General features: G+C 43.1%; 16 protein-coding genes. 6 read left to right on the top strand and 10 right to left on the bottom strand.

Going from position 1 to position 18,620, the window contains the following annotated elements; translation table 11 throughout:
• Positions 1–404: 404 nt before the first annotated feature.
• Together BP621_RS10120 and BP621_RS10115 are read left to right on the top strand one after the other, a co-directional pair.
• Positions 405–689, top strand: a complete 285-nt coding sequence (locus BP621_RS10120; protein WP_292389544.1) for a YkvA family protein — start codon at positions 405–407, stop codon at positions 687–689.
• A gap of 323 nt (positions 690–1,012) precedes the next feature.
• Complete coding sequence (locus BP621_RS10115) at positions 1,013–1,423, top strand: DUF3303 domain-containing protein (RefSeq protein ID WP_292389543.1); 411 nt, start codon at positions 1,013–1,015, stop codon at positions 1,421–1,423.
• 165 nt (positions 1,424–1,588) lie between these two features.
• On the opposite strand, the gene BP621_RS10110 is transcribed toward BP621_RS10115, so the two are convergent.
• On the bottom strand, positions 1,589–2,128 hold the full coding sequence (locus tag BP621_RS10110; RefSeq protein ID WP_292389542.1) for a GNAT family N-acetyltransferase: 540 nt from the start codon (positions 2,126–2,128) through the stop codon (positions 1,589–1,591).
• Between the two features lie 176 nt (positions 2,129–2,304).
• Here BP621_RS10110 and BP621_RS10105 point away from each other — a divergent pair, with 176 nt between their 5' ends.
• A complete protein-coding gene (locus BP621_RS10105; protein WP_292389547.1) occupies positions 2,305–3,219 on the top strand; it encodes a DUF2156 domain-containing protein in 915 nt (304 codons plus the stop codon).
• Positions 3,220–3,766: 547 nt separating this feature from the next.
• Here BP621_RS10105 and thiC read toward each other — a convergent pair.
• On the bottom strand, positions 3,767–5,053 hold the full coding sequence (thiC, locus tag BP621_RS10100) for a phosphomethylpyrimidine synthase (protein WP_292389541.1): 1,287 nt from the start codon (positions 5,051–5,053) through the stop codon (positions 3,767–3,769).
• A gap of 540 nt (positions 5,054–5,593) precedes the next feature.
• On the opposite strand from thiC, the gene BP621_RS10095 reads away from it, so the two are divergent.
• Positions 5,594–8,056 carry a DNA topoisomerase gene (locus BP621_RS10095; RefSeq protein ID WP_292389539.1) on the top strand — a complete coding sequence of 821 codons (2,463 nt, stop codon included), beginning with the start codon at positions 5,594–5,596 and terminating at the stop codon, positions 8,054–8,056.
• Between the two features lie 384 nt (positions 8,057–8,440).
• On the opposite strand, the gene BP621_RS10090 is transcribed toward BP621_RS10095, so the two are convergent.
• Together BP621_RS10090 and BP621_RS10085 are read right to left on the bottom strand one after the other, a co-directional pair.
• Positions 8,441–9,067: a 30S ribosomal protein S3ae gene (locus BP621_RS10090; RefSeq protein WP_292389538.1), complete on the bottom strand. Its 627-nt coding sequence runs from the start codon at positions 9,065–9,067 to the stop codon at positions 8,441–8,443.
• Positions 9,068–9,613: 546 nt separating this feature from the next.
• The gene (locus tag BP621_RS10085; protein ID WP_292389537.1) at positions 9,614–11,122 is read right to left on the bottom strand and encodes a serine--tRNA ligase; all 1,509 of its coding nucleotides are present in this window, start codon (positions 11,120–11,122) and stop codon (positions 9,614–9,616) included.
• A gap of 855 nt (positions 11,123–11,977) precedes the next feature.
• Here BP621_RS10085 and BP621_RS10080 point away from each other — a divergent pair.
• Positions 11,978–12,139, top strand: a complete 162-nt coding sequence (locus tag BP621_RS10080; protein WP_349682069.1) for a type II toxin-antitoxin system HicB family antitoxin — start codon at positions 11,978–11,980, stop codon at positions 12,137–12,139.
• A gap of 15 nt (positions 12,140–12,154) precedes the next feature.
• Here the strand turns inward: BP621_RS10080 and BP621_RS10075 are convergent, their stop codons facing one another.
• From BP621_RS10075 to BP621_RS10060, 4 genes are all read right to left on the bottom strand, one after another.
• Positions 12,155–12,796, bottom strand: coding sequence for a type II toxin-antitoxin system VapC family toxin (locus BP621_RS10075; RefSeq protein WP_292389535.1), 642 nt, complete (start codon positions 12,794–12,796; stop codon positions 12,155–12,157).
• On the bottom strand, positions 12,789–13,163 hold the full coding sequence (locus BP621_RS10070; protein WP_292389534.1) for an STAS-like domain-containing protein: 375 nt from the start codon (positions 13,161–13,163) through the stop codon (positions 12,789–12,791). The genes BP621_RS10075 and BP621_RS10070 overlap by 8 nt, the downstream gene beginning before the upstream one ends.
• A gap of 101 nt (positions 13,164–13,264) precedes the next feature.
• Complete coding sequence (locus BP621_RS10065; RefSeq protein WP_292389533.1) at positions 13,265–13,720, bottom strand: DNA polymerase ligase N-terminal domain-containing protein; 456 nt, start codon at positions 13,718–13,720, stop codon at positions 13,265–13,267.
• Between the two features lie 41 nt (positions 13,721–13,761).
• Positions 13,762–14,037, bottom strand: a complete 276-nt coding sequence (locus BP621_RS10060; RefSeq protein WP_292389545.1) for a ferritin family protein — start codon at positions 14,035–14,037, stop codon at positions 13,762–13,764.
• Between the two features lie 496 nt (positions 14,038–14,533).
• On the opposite strand from BP621_RS10060, the gene BP621_RS10055 reads away from it, so the two are divergent.
• A complete protein-coding gene (locus tag BP621_RS10055; RefSeq protein ID WP_292389532.1) occupies positions 14,534–16,705 on the top strand; it encodes a lectin like domain-containing protein in 2,172 nt (723 codons plus the stop codon).
• Between the two features lie 69 nt (positions 16,706–16,774).
• Here BP621_RS10055 and BP621_RS10050 read toward each other — a convergent pair whose 3' ends face one another.
• Both BP621_RS10050 and BP621_RS10045 read right to left on the bottom strand, forming a co-directional pair.
• The gene (locus tag BP621_RS10050; RefSeq protein WP_292389530.1) at positions 16,775–17,029 is read right to left on the bottom strand and encodes a KEOPS complex subunit Pcc1; all 255 of its coding nucleotides are present in this window, start codon (positions 17,027–17,029) and stop codon (positions 16,775–16,777) included.
• 33 nt (positions 17,030–17,062) lie between these two features.
• On the bottom strand, positions 17,063–18,403 hold the full coding sequence (locus BP621_RS10045) for a single-stranded-DNA-specific exonuclease RecJ (RefSeq protein WP_292389528.1): 1,341 nt from the start codon (positions 18,401–18,403) through the stop codon (positions 17,063–17,065).
• Between the last annotated feature and the right edge of the window lie 217 nt (positions 18,404–18,620).

Below are 18,620 nucleotides of genomic sequence, written 5' to 3'. Positions count from 1 at the left end.
CAATGTTAGCAGATGCATTTATTTTACCAATAAATAGTCCCAGTTTGTTTTTGATGATGATATTAACAATAGTAAATACTCTCATCATTTTATATACTATAACTTGCCAGCAAAATCAATTTCAAACATACGCAATACAACAATCATTATTCATAGATTATAATATTAATAGAAATAGAAATAAGGAATAAATTAAAATTTCCGCATCTAAAGAACCAGATTGTACATAGGCACAAAAACTTGATTTCAAATTTACAGCAAACTTACAGCAAATTTACAGTACTGACAGGGAACTTCAATTACATCAAACTATTATTAGTAAATGAGGCTATCATTCCACACATTACTGAATATATATTTTAAATAATACAGATAATTATTTATAAACAATCAATTTTGTATCTATGGTAGTTATGTTGAAGCTGAAAGAGATAAAGGATAATGCGAAAAAGTACATAGAGCTATGTAAACTTATATACGCAGATCCTCGAACTCCCAAAACTGCAAAAATACTATTATGGATCGCCATAGGCTATGCAATATCACCAATCGATTTAATACCGGATTTCATACCTGTAATTGGATACCTCGATGACATGATAATCGTCCCTGTACTTTTGTACATTGCAATAAGATCAGTACCGAAAAATGTGTATATAGAAAATTATGTTCAGATTTTAAGAAAGTAAATTTTTAGCCAGAAAACGCGGTGTGATTTTTAAATTTCCGCTTTTTAAATTAGATTCGGGCTCTATTCAGGCACAGGGCTGTATAATTTCTTCAATTTTAACCAGGGACAGTTTAAGGTTTATCTCAGGCGGAGCAAATAAAAATAAAAAAACCTTTTTCGGATCTGTTTTGCTGAACATTTGTTCCTAAAAGTATATGCCCGTTTGAAGAGAAACAATACTTAACTTTACCAGATGTATTTTGAAGCCGATTCGAGTTTGATAGAACAGGATTTCGATTGAAAGGGATCAAAACCGAGTTTTGGTATTGGGGGTATCAGGAAATGTTGCTGATGGATATAATAACCTGGGAGCCGAAAGACTCTCTAAAAGTTGCAGAATTCTATGCGAATTACGAATACCCGAAGGGCATAAAAGTAATCGACGAGTGGACTGACCTTACCGGCTACCGCACGTTTATAATTTATGAAACTGAAGACGAAAAAACGTACGCAACTTCCGTGTTTCCTTTCATGGGGCTATGCAAGTTCGAGACCTTTCCGGTTATGAAACTGGACAAGTTTATGCAGATTGCCCAAAAACTTGCCGAGAAAGCAGGAGGAAAAGGACCAGGCGTTGAGCAGGGCGAGGGCGGAAAAGCCTCAGAAGAACTTCTTCAGCAAATAGAGAACCTTGAAAAGAGAATTGAACGCCTTGAACACCATTCTTTTACTCAGCAGGAAGATGTAACATGAAAACTTAGATATGATATAAAGATCTAGATCCAGCGCGAAAAACTTAGTTCCAGCGTAAAAACTTAGATCCAACGTAAAGACCTGGCTCCAACGTGAAAACCGCGGTCTAAAACTAGATTTAAGTCCTACCAGATTTAAGTCCTGCTGAGAATTTTTACCTCAAGTTCATTTTTCAAGCGCACTTTCAAATTTTTTCTCGTCCATGCGATAGATGTTCCATCCATCTACAGGGCCTCCTCCAAGATGTTCGTAGAATTTCCTAGCAGGGTTCCATTCAAGAACCGCCCATTCCATTCTTCCGCAGTTTCTTTCTTTTGCAAGTTTTACGCAGTGGAGAAACATTGCTTTCCCTACTCCTTTTCCCCGAAACTCGGGTTTCACGAAAATGTCCTCGATATAGAGCCCCGGCTTTCCCACAAAAGTAGAGAAATTGTGGAAAAAGACAGTAAAACCGGAAGGCACCCCGTCCAGTTCGGCAAAGAAAACCTCGGCATAGGGCCTTTTTCCGAACATGGCCTCCGCCAGGGTTTCTTCTGTCGCTGTGATCAAGTGGGAAAGGTTTTCAAACCTGGCAATGCCTTTGACGAACTCAAGAATCAGTGAGACATCTTCAATTTCTGCGGCGCGGATTCTCAAGCCGGGTTTTACTCTGTCCTCTGCGGGCTTTATTTTATTCTCTGTAAGTTTTATTTCAGATTCTGACATTTTTCGATTCCTTTTAAATCGATAGATTTAGATAGTTTCATAGGTTTTATGAAACTAAATTATAAAACTGAATTTATGAAACTGAATTTATTTGAATTCACTCTTAATGTATGTAATTTTTGCTAACCTGAAGTATCCAATAAAAATAAGTATGAAGCCAAAAAGTCTTGTTTAAAATGCTTGGTAAAAAAGATTTTAAACCTGTAACGCTTGCAGATCGGGCTTTTTTCGAGCACCATTACGCACTATACCCGCAAACCCACAGCGACAACACTTTCACGAGCATGGTCTGCTGGAACCATTTTATGCATTACCGGTATGCATACGTGAAAGGAAACGTGATTCTTGCGTGCACTGCCGCAGGAGTTACCCGCTTACACCCGCCTATAGGCCCTCGTAATCCTGAATTCATGCGAGAGGTAATACGGCTGGCGCTGGACATAGGTGACGATAATAAGCCCCTTACACTCATCGACCCTGAGACTGCAAAATGGATGAAAAAAATAGATCTAGATCTTTTACTGGTTCCAGATCTGAATCATTTTGAATATATGTACCGGGCTCGCGACCTTGCAGAGCTGTCGGGAAAGAAATATCTCAAGATTCGCAGCCAAGTTAATAAATTCAGGAAGAATTACAGGCACACGGTCGAGCCGATAACCCCAGAAAACCGGAAAGAGATAATGGAATTCCTGGTAAAATGGTGTGAGAGCAAAAAGTGCGAGGAGAATTTCACTCTTGCCCACGAAATAGAGGCTGCCTCCTATGCGATCGAACATTTAGCCGAACTGACCCTGCGAGGTCTTTTGATAAGGGTCGGTTCACAGGTCGGTGCCATTTCTCTTTTTGAGCGTCTCAACAATAATATGGCAATAATCCATTTTGAGAAAGGGCTGCCGGAATACGAGGGAATATACAAGGTAATCAACGCCGAAACTGCAGCGATTCTTGCCAGCGAGGTGAAGTACATCAACAGGGAAAGTGATCTCGGCGTCAGCGGACTTCGAAAGGCAAAGCTGAGATATCACCCCCACCACATGGTCGAGGTATATTCGCTTAAACGGCGAACTTGCTTTCCAGTTATAAAGTGATAGTTTAGGTACTTTCTTAAGAGAAATGAGGAAGGGATAAAAGTTTGAATAAAGAATACTGAAAGGTCTTTAACATCTTCTATCAGAAGTTTAATACTTTTTTAATTTTCTTGAAATTTACTTTTCACAAATTTTATAAACCATAAAAACTTATTAAAAAGTATGATCTCTAGCTCTGCCGTAACCTTGTTTGGAATCCCTGAAATTTATTTTATAATTATTATTCTCATAATTATTATGTATATATTTTACAAAAAATTTAAAAAATGACGGTTTTTTCAGATTTAGAAAAATCTCTTTTTGGTTAATATTATATTCAATCGAAGTAATTTTTTGAGATATATTGCTGTTGCATCACATACTGTTTCACACGACAACTGATTACATGATTTTCATTTTACAGGATAAATATGTGAGTTGACGGCAATATTAACTCAATGATTTGAAAAATTAGGAGTCCGTACAAAAAGATAAAAAGAGTTAAAAAGGAGCTGAAAGAGTTAGAAAGGATTTAAAAAAGTTAAAAATAAGAAAAGAATCGAAAACCTCATTCTTCCTTCTTTTTGGTCTCAAAAGCTTCCTTTACAATTTTCAAAGCACATAGATCCCCGCACATCGAGCAGGTATCGCTTTCGGTTCTACGGGCGTCCCGAATTTTGCGGGCTCTGTTACCATCGATTGCCAGTTCGAATTGTTTTTCCCAGTCAAGATCCCTGCGGGCATAGGCCATGGCCAGGTCCTTTTCCCAGGCGCGTTCTTTTTGGCCTTCCTTTATAAGGTCAATAGTATGGGCTGCAACTTTTGTTACGAGCAGGCCTTCCTTTATATCCTCAAGGGTTGGAAGGGCAAGATGCTCCGAAGGAGTTACCATACAGAGGAAATCCGTACCATGCATCCCTGCAATTGCTCCTCCGATTGCGCCTGTAATGTGATCAAAACCGGGGGCAATATCGGTTACGAGCGGGCCCAGAAGGTAGAGAGGAGCATCGTTGCAGAGTTCTTTCATGCCTCTTACGCTCAGTTCAATTTCGTTTAAAGGCACGTGGCCAGGTCCTTCCACAAAGGTCTGGACATTGGCAGCCCTTGACCGTTTTACGAGTTCACCAAGTGTGATAAATTCCATAAATTTAGGGCGGTCGGAGGCATCGGCAATGCAGCCTGGACGCATGCCGTCCCCAAGGCTCAGGGCCATGTCATATTCTTTTGCGATTTCAAGGAGATAATCAAATTCGGCATAGAAGGGATTGTCCTCCCCATTGTGTAACATCCAGGCAAGGGTAAAAGAGCCTCCACGGCTCACGACATTCATTATCCTGTCGCTCTGGCGAAGGCGCTCAAGAGAATTTAAATTGACCCCAGCGTGCACGGTCACGAAGTCCACACCCTGTTTGGCATGTTTCCGAACGGCGTTGAACATATCATCCGAGGTCATTTCCACAACAATTTTCCTAGAAGCTGCAGCCTGGTAGATTGGGACCGTCCCGACTGGAATATTAACGGATTTCAGGATGCGGGTGCGAATTTCGTCCAGATCCCCACCTGTAGAAAGGTCCATTACGGCATGAGCACCGAAAGCTTCTGCAGCCTTTGCTTTTTCTATTTCAGCATCAATGTCTATACAGTCCCTTGAAGTTCCGACATTGGCATTGATTTTCGTGCTCATATATTTGCCAATGCCGGTAGGAAGGGTCTCTCGCCTGTTATTTACGGGAATCGATATCAGCCCTTTTGCCACGCAGGAGCGAACAGTCTCAGGGTCTATTCCTTCAGCTTTTGCCACGGCTTCTATTGAGGGGGTGACGATTCCCCTCTTCGCATCTTCCATCAGTGTCATTGTTACTCCAGATTGTGAGTTGAATGAGGCAATTATAATTCTAGATTAATTAAAAGATATTGATAAAACCACATCAGCGATAACATGAATAACCTTAACTGCAACTAACTGTCATATCATACGGTCCGAACAGGATATTTGGATGTAAAGATAAATCAAGTATTCCTGTCTTGCAAGGTAGAACAGACAGTGAACTGATATATATCTTTTCACGTCTGGGAAGTCACTTAATATGTATAAGCAGGCAAATATATAAATAATGTATGCATATTATCCAGCACAATGTATAGAGAGAAAACTGCAGAAATTGTTTTTAAAGTGAAAGGTTTTTACAGATTACCGGTAAATTGAACCCCGGTATAATTGAACCGAATCAGTATTATTTAAATCGACACGGATAAGCGAAACGAGAAAAAGAAAGAAAGGAAATCTTTTCTGTTCATTTTCTTACGCATTTCGTTACGTATTTCCTTACATAATTCTTTATTTGACTATTTTAGCTCTCAATACTATCTCAAGAACAGAGTCAGGGTATTTTATATGACAGTTGTCGCATTTGCAGAAAAGAATAAGGCAGCAGCCCAGATTGCCAGCATCCTGGGCGATGGGGAAGTTGAGAAGATAACAGTCGAAGGGCTGCCGGCATACGAATTTAAATGGAAAGGTGAGGAGTGGCTGGTAATGGGGCTGTCCGGGCATATTATGAATTATGATTTTCCGGAGCAGTATAATAAATGGAGCGAGGTTAACCCGGGTGTACTCCTTGCAGTCGATCCCGAAAAACTTGTAACGCGAGCTGATTACGCTGCTGCGGTAAAAAACCTGGCAAAAAGAGCAAACAAGATTGTCCTTGCCTGCGACTATGACAGGGAAGGAGAAAATATAGGATTTGAAGCCAAGACACTTGCAGAGGAAGTAACAAATGTGCCGGTTGCAAGGGCACGTTTCTCGTCCCTCTCCCCAAATGAGGTAAAGAAAGCTTTTGAGAGCCTTATAGATCCGGACTATAACATGGCAATGGCTGCAGAAACCAGACAGATTCTGGACCTTAAAATGGGAGCAGCTTTCACCCGTTTCGTCACTCTTTCGGTCAGGGAAAGAGCAAGGACAAAGGGCATCCTTTCTATCGGCCCCTGTCAGACACCTACCTGCGGGTTTGTATACGAAAGGGAAAAGGCAATCCGGGCTTTTCAGGCAAAGGACTTCTGGAAGATAACTGCAATTTTCTCGGCAGAAGGCGGAGAATTCGAAGGCATTCACAGGGCAGGAAATATCCATGACAAGGAAAAAGCCGCTGAGATCTTCAAGCGGTTGAAAGGGACAAAAGAAGGGCTAGTTGCGAAAAAGACAGTAAAAGAAGCAAAAACCACCCCTCCGAATCCACTAAATACTACGGAGTTTCTGAAAAGGGCCTCCAAATTCCTTGGGATAAGCCCTGAAATTGCCCTTGAGGTTGCAGAACAACTTTACCTTGCAGGCTTTACCAGTTACCCCAGGACCGAGACAAACAAATACGCCGATGACTTTGATTTCAAGTCCCTTGTCTTTGATTTTGCACTCCAGAAGGAGTACAAACCTTTTGCAGAATCTATCCTCATAGCCCCAATCGTCCCGAAAAACGGGGAGAAAGATGCACACGACCACCCTCCTATCCACCCGATCAGGGCGGCTTCAAGAGGAGAAGTTAGCTCTGCAGTAAATATCCCTCAAGCCCCTGAAGTCTACGACCTTATAGCAAGGCATTTCCTGGCAAACCTTATGCCTGCAGCCGTTTTCGAAAAAACTCATCTTCATTTGCTTGTACAGGAAGAGCCCTTTGACTCGTCCGGCACCGTGCTCAAGGATTCGGGCTGGCTCGAAGCTTATCCCTTTGAAAATAAGAAGGATAAGCTCCTCCCATTTGTAGAAGAAGGCCAGAAAGTGGGCGTAAAAAAGCTCAGCAATACAAAATCCAAAACCAGCCCGCCAAAGAAACTGACCGAAGCCGAACTTCTGACCCTTATGGACAAAAATGGAATTGGGACAAAGGCAACAGCTCCGACTCATATTGAAACAAACAAGAAGCGAGGTTATCTCGAGACAAAGGGAAAAACGATATCTATCCTCGATACAGGCTTTACCCTTATGGAAGGGCTCTCTCTAACTGTCCCAATTCTCGTAAGGCCGGAAATAAGGGCAAAGATCGAAGCCTTAATTCAGGAAGTCGAAGACGGGAAAAAGGAGTTTGAAGCGGCCCTTGATGAAGGTACAACTTTGATTCAAGAAATGTACGCCCAGCTTGAAGCAAATAAAAAGGAACTAACTTCAAGCATAGCAGGCACGATTAAGGACGAAGCTGCCCTTGAGGACAAGAAAAACTACATTGGAACTTGCAAAGCCTGTGGGCACGTGCTCAGGATTGTACAGACGGATTCGGGTCGCTTTGTGGGTTGCACAGGCTACCCTGACTGCCGGAATTCGTATCCTCTGCCAAAAGCCGGGGCTTTGACCGTACTTAGGAGCAAAGAATGTAAAAAAGATGCAGCGGCTGTCCTGAAAGTTGGAAACAAATATAACTGGGCTGTAGGCATAGGTCCCTGTTTTACCTGCGACCTTGAAAAGGAATGCTACCCCCCAGAAACGGTCGGCCCATGTCCAGAATGTGACGGAAGCATGTTCCTGATCACCTTTAAAGACACCCGATTCCTGGGCTGCACGAAACGCTGTGGGTACACCCATTCAGTCCCAAAAACCGGAAAACTGACCCTGCTTGACAAAACCTGTGAAACTTGTGGCTGGAAGCTGTTCAGATTAAAAGAAGAAGGCGAAAGTCCAGAAGAAGAGTTCTGTGTAAACCGTCGCTGCACGGAAGGAAGAAAATACTGGAAACAGCCAGGCAGAGGAGCCGAAACCAGAATCAGGGAACAAAACTCTGTAAGCCGCCCGGTAACAAGCCTGCCAGCAAATCGGGTAGCAGGAAAAAGTTCAAAAATATCGACTGCAGGCCTGGAAAAGAATAAGTAAAAACCTGAAATCAGCAAGCAGGAAAAACCGATTTCCGCCTAGCCCGAGTCGCCCCACGTCCTGTCTCGTCCGAGTCCCGTCTCGGGAGGTCGGTGCCCTTTTCGCTCACTTCACTCAAGAGAGCTGATTTATAATGAAGATACTAAGCTGAAAAAGAGCTAAAGTATAAAGTTTAGTATCTCCACTTTTTTCCGCGATTTGAGAGTTTAAAGTGAGTTCTTCGCATTTTTATTGGTTACATAGTCTAGAGTAAAAAAGAGACTTAAAAGTACAATTAGAACAGTAAAGAAAAATAAGAAATCCGTATATTAAAGGAACTAAGAAAAGAGATAAGAAAATCCTTTCGGATTTTCCCCTGCCTCTTGATACAAAACCAGAACGAGATTACGCTGCGGCTGCAGGTTCGGGTGCAGTGGGCGCAGAGGGTGCTGGTGCGGCTTCAACCTGGGTTTTCCGGATTTCGACCCTGCGGAGCGGGTAAATGAACTTGGCCTGCCTGTAAATGGATGCTGAGAGCCTGCCAAGGATTGCTTCCTGCATAAAGGTCTCAAAATCGGATTCAGATGCGCGCTTTGCGACGATGTCGACCATCATTTCCCTGATGGCTTTGATCTGGCTTGAGCGTGCCCTTTTGATGGTGAAGCAGGTGGGCTTTACACGGATGACATAGCCGTCTTTGGTTTTAACGTCGATATTAGCATCGATCCTTGAGGTCTGCCTCTTCACGATTGAGCGGACATAGTCGGTTGTAAGTTCGTGGCCCATGAGGTCAGTAGTTGCGACGTCTCCGACGACATTGTTGATCCTGAGGATGACCTTTGTATTATTCTTGGTCATATCGTTGGTAAGTTCCCCAACAGTGGTTTCAATATTGCGCCCTACGAGCAGAGAAGGATCTCCTGCCATAGTGTTACCGACAATAGCTCTGTTTAGATAAGCAGGAGCCTCAATATTATACCATTCCTTGGATTTCCATCCGTCAAGCTTTCTCTGTACTTTCTTTCTTGCCAAGTGATTCCTCCGAAGTAATGTTCCTTTTATGATTTTTATATTGTATTTAGTATTTTTGTTGAATTTTGTATGCTGCTGGTTTATCCTGCGGCCCTCAAGCCTTTCAGTTTCTTATTCCGGATGCTCGGATGAGCTTTCTCCTTAATCAATGAGCATGAATGACCTTCAGCGCTTTTGCACAGACTTTGCGCTGCCTGGCGCAGTTTGTGGTGCTTTAAGCACTAGCGTTTCCCTTTCAAGATGAAATTTCCAAGCTTCCATAGGCTTCCGAACCTGGACCCGTCCCCTATATTCCGGCAGCTACAGGCTCCTGATAATCAAAAATACGATCCGGAAAATCGCCAGAAGTTCTCAGAAATTAGCGGCATCTAATTAGTTAATGGCTCACTATACATATCATATCAGTATATAAACAAATCGGTCAGAAACGCTTTCTGCCTATCTGCTAAAAAGATAGATAAAAAAGTTTGAAGAAAAAGTATGAAGGAAAAGTATAAAGAAAAAGTATAAAGAACAGTTTAAGGGAAAAAATTTAAGGAAAAAAGTTTAAAGGAAGCGGATACCTTTCGGCATTTCGCCTACTCTTTTTCTGAATTTCTCAGGCCAGTTTGCAGGGTCAAGCCCTTTCTGCGCAAGGAAGACCGCAGCCCATCTTTCAAGCCCGACTCCGGAACAGCCGGACCAGAGTTCTTCTCCGGACTGGAGTTTCACATTGAAGCCTTTGGGATACTTGTCTCCATTAATGCTCACATTCTGGAACTCGAGCCATTCTCCATCCGGCCCGCGGTAAGGCAGACAGGCCTCGTAATCGGTTGTTCCAACAGTGTTTTCTTCGGCAAGCCCGAGAAGCCCTTCCTGTGCCATAAACCAGGGAGTGACTCTTGCTTTTCTCCACTCGATATCCAGGATATCATTGAAAATATGCATATAGCGGTCATGCAGTTCTTCTGCGCACTTTAATACCTCTTCCTTTGTCCCGATCCAGACGATCTCGATCCTGTGGAACTCATCGACCCTTTCGATCCCGTGAATTCCGCCACTCTCATACCTGTGGGAGGTTCCGGACCTGTCAAAGACCTTTACAGGAATTTCCTCATTCGGAAGAGTTTCCCCTGTTACGTACATCCAGAAAGGCGGGCACTGGGCATAGCACATGCCTCCGATTGGCTCTGCGATTTTTTCTTTGATCAGTTTTGTGGGCACTTCATGGGTGACCTTGTAGTAGTCGGCAACCTCTTCCCAGTACTCGGGGTCCCTTGTCTGCGGAGGACATACATAATATATCTCAGGGTAGACGCCCTTTGCATGCCCGGACTTCATCCAGACTTCCCAAGTGACCAGTTTCGGGAAAATCATTTCCCTGTATCCAAGAGGTTCGAGAAGCTCTTCAAGGACGATCTTTTCGAAAGTCCGGAAAATCCTTGTGGACTGAGGCCCATGAATCCACTGCCCGCGGCTTGCTCCACGTTTGAGCCAGCCTTCTTTCATCATGGCCTGGGTCGGGTCTTCCTTGAAGGGATGCTCCATTGGCTCTCTCTGCCAGAGCAAATTCCAGTGCTCGGCCTTTGCCCCATACTGGGCAGCCTCGATTTTCTCTTCAAGAAGAGTGAGAATCCTGTCCGGCACCCGGTTCTTCATCTCAGCTTCCCCTACCTCAAGTTCGAGCTGAATCCCGCCTTCAATGTTTTCCATACTTTTGATATAGGGAACCTTGAGCATCCTGAGCTCATGGTCAGCCGGAACCTTAATCATGAAGGACTCAACCTCGATTCCACGAATTCCGATCTTGTATTTCTTACCTAGTGACTCAGAAAGCTGTTTCCTCAGCCTGAAAACTGCATCGTGCACTCTGACATACCTGCCGGATTGGAGCGAAAGCTCGATCCTGTCCTCCCCGAGCTTCCATTCCGTAACCTTTGCTCCCTGCCCTTCAGGCGCCCCTCGGGTGAGAAGGGTACCGTTTGCTTCTTCAAAAAGCGCAGCTATAACATCCTTTGCAGGAGTGGGGTCTGCACTTGTTTTAAAGTAAGCTTTGAGATTGAACTGTAGTTTCAAAGTTTGAGCCTCTTTTATTTGGTATGGAATAAGGTATTGTGAATTGAGGTAACGACGTAAACAGAGTCTAAAATTCTATTTCTAGTATAAATCCCTATTCCATAGTGAAAATTAGTAACTCAGTATTATAGAATATCAATGATTCGTACATTATAATTATACTTTGATAGTAGATACCTGTAATTCAGACTCCGAATAGGGCATATATGTCTATTATCCGATTTCTTGAGCTGAAACTTTAACCTCGCGACGGGAAAGAATTAACCAAAGATAGAATCCCGGCTACGTTTACGGTCACGTCGGACCGGCCTTTCCGGAAGAAAATGGAAGCGGAAAAAAGAAGTACAAACTTGCAGTGCAGCAGGTTATATATTTACAAAGGACACAGTACTTTATAAGCTGGAAGATCACTCAAAAGCAAATAGAAAGATAAACATCATGACTAGAATTAGGATACGTAGACCATGGAACAAAGAAGGATACATATGGATGTTAACCAGATCGGCTCCTTATCCATGAAACCTTTTACGGAAAATCTATAAACTTGCCGGAGGTCAATAAGGAGGAAAGCCCATCGCTTAAAAAATATATTTCTCCAGAAACTAATGTTTCAAGAACCTCCCAATGGTCGCCTTTAGCCGGGCTGACTCTCTTGAGTAAATCCTTTTTCAATCCAATGAATTCCATAGAGTATTTCGGCAATCAATTTGTTTCTCAATTGATACTTTCGCTATGAGATATTTTTACATGAGAACTTAAATCTGTCATTAAGGCTTCTCCGCAGCTATAAATAAAACCATTTGGACATGATATATATACTGAAAATAAAGCCACCGCCGAAAGAGAAGTCGTCAAATAAGAGAATTCACTGTCGTTATTGAACAGGACGAAGACGGAATTTACGTGGCTTCTATTCCAGAACTTCCGGGCTGCCATACTCAAGTAAAGACGCTTGATGAGCTAAGCAGAAGAATAAAAGAAGCAATTGAATATCTTGAAGTCAAGTCTGGAAAGTAAAAAACTAAAAACCGGTTATTCTCTCCCTTCTCTCCCCACGTCTACCAGCCTCTCATTTGCGGTCAGGATCTCGACTCCCAGTTCGCTGAAATCTTTGTCATGGGTTACGAAAACCATATCTTTTGCGCGGCAGATCTGGGCAAAGAGAAGGTCGTTGAAATCGTATTTTCCCTGCTCGAACAAATCCATAATTTCAGGAAGGTCTATTACCAGCAATTCGGGGTCACAGGCAAGGGTGCTTTTGAGAATCTTTCTTACGTTGTAGGCTATCTCCTGGGAGATTGCCCTGTAGGTCAGAGAGTTTCGAAATTCCTTGAACCTCGTAAAGTCGGTCTGCTGCTTGAACTCTATTCGGGAAAAGGCGTTTATGAATTCCGAGATTATCATGCAGTTTATATAGATCGTGCCGTCGGAGTTCCTGATTTCTTTTAAAGCTCTTGAGTAGGCGTCCGACCACTGATCAGGCCAGCCTATTGGGCCGTAGATGTACAACCAGATGTTGGTATCAAAGAAGTAGCCTTTGCCTTCGGGAAAATCGTAGTTCTCTATGGAATGGACCTTTACAGGAACAGGTCTTGCGGGCCTGGATCCTCCGGCGCGAAGCCTTGGGCGACGTCTCACCGGAAAAACGGTTGCGTGGTGAACGCTTTTACGCATCCTCTTCTCCTCCAAGCACATCTTTCAGCGCCTTTCTGCAGGTATACGCATGCTCAAAATAGGTTTTTGCCCGCTCTATAACCCTCTTAAGAATGATCTCGTCTTCTTCGGAGATATCTGTGAATAAGAGGTTGTTCTCAATCTGTTCTGGAGGAAAACAGCCGTAAAGCTGTCCTATTGCCGAATTCAGAAAGGCAGGCGTCAGCTCACTCGTCTCTGCAAAAGAGAGTTCGATCTTCTTATTTTCGCAGAGTGCAGCCGTAATTATATCGTAAACCTTCTGCCCGTCACAGGCGGCAACGCAGCAGTTTTCCCCGGCAGTTTCAAAAACATTGATCTTTACTCTTTCTTTCGTAAGTATCCCCATATGCTTATACTCACAATGGTTTAAAAAGCTCAGGGTCTGATCCATGTTTCACTCTTGAGACACGGCCTGTCTATCTAGAAATATTAAGTTTCATTCGGCTTTTAGCTGACCTTTTTAAAGAAGAGCCAGCCTTTTTCTTCTTTTCCGTATTTTGTCCGGACCAAAACGTAGATCCCTTTCAATTTTTCTCCTTTAAGTTTCACCACAATTTCCCTTTCCTCACGTTTCAAAAGCTCAAAAATTCCCTTATCCCATATCTCAACCTTACCGGCCCCGTACTCTCCAGCCGGGATTTCCCCCTCAAAATCTGCATATGCCAGCGGATGGTCTTCAGTCTCGATAGCAAGCCGTCTGGTGCCTGCCTCCTTCGGGGGCTCTTTTGGCACAGCCCAGCTTTTCAAAACCCCGTTCATTTCCAAGCGGAAATCATAGTGAAGCTTACGCGCATCATGGCGCTGAACTACAAAAATCGGTTTGTAGGAGCTTTTTTTAAAATCGCTGGTCGGCGGTTCAGGCGTCTTTTTAAAGTGTCTTTTCTTCTCATATTCTTCAAGCATGGAAGATCAATAGAAAATATGGTTTCAAATGGATTTGAAACTTATTTTCTACTTCTAGCCAGAGCATAGTCAGAATAGATTTTCAAAAACTCTCTGTCAGTTTGCAGGAGCACAGTTTCAAACATCGCTACATGGATTTTTTCTTTTCTGGCAATATCAAGTAGAACTTTACGAATTTCTTCGTTTTTTGCCAGATTTGCCATCTGCTCATAAACGTTGATAGCATCCAGTTCTGCAATCATGGCAGCTCTAAGTATCTCTTTATCAAGGTCTTCAGGTCTGATTTTTTCAAGGTCTGCAAGTGCTTCCGAAAGCAGGTTTTCACCCCCTTAAAATATGCCCTATAAGGTATGGAAAGACAAGAGTAATGTTTCTTTCTATTGGAAATATAAACCTCAACCAAACAGCTTATAAAAAATTAATCAACTGAAATTAAAATATGATAAGCAAAACTAAAGGTTTGAGTCCCATTTACAGTTTAATTATTTATACTTATTAATTTATTCCCATTAAGAAAAAATCTGAGTTTATTTTGCCCGAATGTGATCGATATTTAACATTCATTGGGAGTTTACATGAGAAAATAAGTCGTATAATATGATAAAAAATACATTCAGTTGGAAAAAGACATATAGACAAATCTCATAAATAGATCTGTAAGTCAGTTATAAAATAATGATAAAGATTTGCATCCCGGCAAGCTCCAAAAAAGCTTATCAGGCTCGCCAGGAGACGATCTCACCGAGGCCAAAGATCTTGAAAAGAATCGAATTCTCCCTACTTAAAAAAATAAAATCATTTTTGCTTGTGTTTATGGTTTTGGTTTTGTGCCTGACGGGCAGCCCGAGTTTTGCTGCAGGAAATGCCGAAAACCCTGAAACGCCGCAGAACTGCACGTCTTCTGCTGAATCCGTGGTTGAATCCATGATTGAAACGGCCCCGATGAACCCCGACTTTCTGGAAAGCCAGCAGTCTGACTCAGTTGAAGTTTTTTCTTTTGGGGGTAGTTATGGACAGCTTGCAGGCACAGGGTATAAGCCCTCGCCTGTAGACCTGTCAGGACTTGCAAGCCCTGAAGGAAGATCTTTGCTGGGAGCTTCAGGTTCAGACCTTCCAGCTGTTTATGATCTGCGCAAGGAGGGAAAAGTAACAGCCGCAAAGAATCAGGGAAAGGATGGAAGCTGCTGGGCTTTTTCAACTATTGCTTCCCTTGAGTCTTACGTCCTGGGAAAAGAAGGAAAAAGCTATGACTTTTCCGAAAACAACATGAAAAACCTTGTCTCAAAGAACTATTCGCAAGGTTTTGATTATACTCCGGATGAAGGTGGCAATGCATTCATATCAACAGCATATCTTTCTCGCTGGAGCGGGCCTGTAAATGAATCTGAAGATCCTTATACTGATGCCTCTTCCTATTCGCCCACAGGGCTTTCTGTACAAAAACATGTGCAAGAAGCACTTTTCCTGCCCCAAAAGACAGAACCCCTGAATAATGAGTTTCTCAAGAATGCAATTCTGGAGTATGGGGCTGTGTACTCCACAATGTACTGGAACACTGGGTATTATCAGCAAAGAAACTATGCTTATCGATACACAGGTAACCTGTCTGTCAACCATGCTGTAAACATTGTAGGCTGGGACGATTCTTTTGACAGGAATTACTTTACACAGGTTCCTCCAGGAGACGGGGCTTTTATAGCAAAAAATAGCTGGGGTAATACATGGGGAGAGGACGGGTACTTCTACATCTCCTACTACGACACAAAACTTGGATACAATGAAAACGCTGCGTTCACAGCTGAAGGTCAAAATAATTATGACCATGTCTATCAGTATGACCCTCTTGGATGGACAAGATCACGAGAATATAAAGGAAGCCAGGTTGCCTGGGGAAGCAATGTTTTCTCTTCGGAAAGGAATGAAACCCTTAGAGCCATAGGATTCTATACTACCGATCTTAATACGGCTTATGAGATATATGTCTATAAAAATCCAGTTTCCGGGCCTGTGAATTCTGGACAGGGATACCTTGTACAGGAAAGCGGAAGTTACTCTTTCCCAGGATATCACACGCACGTGCTGAATTCGACAGTGCCAGTACGTGCCGGAGAGAAATTCTCAATAGTTATAAGATTCATTAATCCTTCGGCTTCAGGTCCTCTTGCAGTCGAACAGCCCGTAATCCGTTACAGCAGCAAGGCCCAGGCCAATCCCGGAGAAAGTTATGTGAGCCCTAATGGAGTCCAGTGGGAAGACATATCAAGCAGTTCGGAAACAAACCTCTGCATTAAAGCTTTCACAACCAGCGATGCGCTTCCTGAGGCTGATTTTTCATCAAATGTTACAACAGGAATGTATCCTCTTACAGTCCAATTCACAGATCTTTCCAGCAATGCCTTTTCCTGGAAGTGGGATCTTAACGGGGATGGAGAAATCGACTCAATAGCCCAGAACCCGATCTATACCTACGGGTCTTACGGGAATTATACTGTTACTCAGACTATCGGTAACAGTAAAGGGTCTGACACTGAAACTAAACCCGGTTATATAAAAGTGGCTTCCCTTTCAATTGACTCAGCCAGCCCCGGAGAGAATGTTACAACCTATAAAGGAGAGAAACAAGAGTTCAGTGTCAGTACAAACTATGCCTGCGATGTAAGCTGGTATCTTAATGGAGAAAGTAGGGGTTCCGAATCCAGAGTTAAGGAAAGCTCATACACAGAAGTCATTCGCTCTCCAGGCTTTTATAATATCACAGCAATTGCCAGAAACGGGAATGAGAGAGTTACACAGAGCTGGAACTGGACAGTCCGCACCTGGAACCTCTGGGATGACCCGGCTTCCCAAGAAGGGGAAAACATAAGCACCGAAGAGCTGCAGGAAGCTATCCATTTCTACCGCAATGGCCTACAAATTCCTGAAACCGGAGAAGAACTCACGGACGAGAGACTCAAAGAAATGATACAGCTATGGAGGGAAGGTTAAGGAGGATTGACAACTCCCGCGATTAGAAGGGAAATAGAATAAAGGGGAGAAAGAAAGCTTGTAAGTAGATTAGCTTTCCCTGACTTTATCTTCTTTTTCCATAGCCTCTTCAATTTCTTCTCCAATTTTAACATTCATGAGAAAATCATCAACAGTTGCAAGAAGAGAGCCTATTTTCTCAGAGTGAAATTGGACAGCAACTTTATCATCATGTATTTCACTTTCCATGCTTCTAAGGTTATCTGGAGAAAGAGCTTGCAGAATTTTCGCAGCCGATTTTCTTGATTCGGGATCTGGAAATTCAATTGTACCTGTAATTTTCATACGCACTCACATCGCTTTTCCAACTTATTATCTTTATCTTTTTTGATTTCTCGTTCCAGCTTTCTGGAGTTGGTCACCTATGATTCGGTCTGCAATGCTCAGGAATTCCTCTGCACTCCCAAGAGGGATTGCAGCCCCGGAAGCTACGTTGTGCCCGCCCCCTTTTCCACCAACTGCACCCGCAGCTTCCCTCAGGGCAAAAGCAAGGTCAAGGCCCTTTGAGACGAGTTCGCGGGTGCCTCTTGCGGAGACTTTCAGGATTCCTTCGGATTCATTTATGCAAATGAAGGGAAGTTCGGGATGAAGATAGCGGACAACCGTGCTTGCAAGGGTCCCGGTAGAAAGGGCATCAGCAGTAACAACATACCAGAGATTCTCCCCTTTGAGAATTTTTTCTACATTTTCCCTGACATTCAATGTAAGTTTCTTCTCATGCTCGTTTTCAAAAGAAAGGGCTTCATTGACAATCTTCTGGTCTTTTAGGCAAAGAGAAATAGCCAGCCCATAGGTTTTCTGCTTCCCGCATGTATTAAGAATAGAGATAAAATCGTAAACGTTTCTTACAAGCTCCTGGTTCAGCAGTAAAACTTCTCCTATAACAGCTTCAATAGCTTCCGGGCTTGCCTGCCTGACAAGTTTCAGGGCGACAGCATTGGCAAGCCTTAAGACTTCCTCCTCAGACAGGTTTTCAATCTTTCCTGAAAGCCTGAGTTGGTTCAAAAATTCTGTAACTTTTTCAGGGTAACCTGTTATATCTAGAAAAGGTTCGGTACTGTATGCGAGCACATCTACAAGGTCTCCGTCTCCTACTTTGAGTCCCTTCCTGATAGACACGATCCCCGCTTTTAAGGCTTCTTCCAGAATGAAGGCGTTAGCCGTGTGAAAGAGTTGCTTGTCCCCAATTGCACCTGCAAGAGCTAGCCCTGAAAGATCGACATTGTCGACTGCCATTTCTCTGGCTACCAGGTAGCAGGTGCCCGAAGCCGAGATATCAGTTGCTCCATCGATTCCAACCAGGTGGGCGTTTACAACTGCCTTTGCCGGAGATTGCCCTACAGGCAGGTGGTGGTCAAGCACTATAACATCGGCTGCCACCTTATCTATAAGCTCAGGCTGCCCGCTGCCCATATCGCAGAAGATAACAAGTTCCTCCCTAGAGGTGCTCCTGTTCACTTCTTCAATCACAGCTTCATCCAGCCTTCCAGCTATCGAAAGCTGGAAACAAATACCTGCTCGCAGCAGGGCCTGTGCCATTATCCCGGCTGAGGTCAGACCGTCAGCGTCATTGTGTGAGACTACGCGCACAAATCTGTATTTCCGGATTTTTTCGGCTGCGTTTTTTGCAAGATTTATCAGTTTCTCAAGCTCGCTCAAAATCCATCACTCAAAAAATTCAGTAATAAAATCAAAAGATCGATTTAGAAAATCGATTTAACACATACTGTCAGAGAATAAAGGATGTCAGTCTATACTGGCTTGATAATATAAAACTTTGCACATTCAATAACCGAAGGGTTTTTACATGACAGATAAAAGATTTTGAATTTATTTAACTTTTTAAAAATGGAAAACAGAAAACACAGTTCCTTTT

The organism is Methanosarcina sp. UBA5 (assembly GCF_002505485.1).
Classification (GTDB): domain Archaea; phylum Halobacteriota; class Methanosarcinia; order Methanosarcinales; family Methanosarcinaceae; genus Methanosarcina.
Note: the sequence above shows the minus strand (reverse complement) of the source record. Positions and strands in the feature narration are given on the sequence as shown.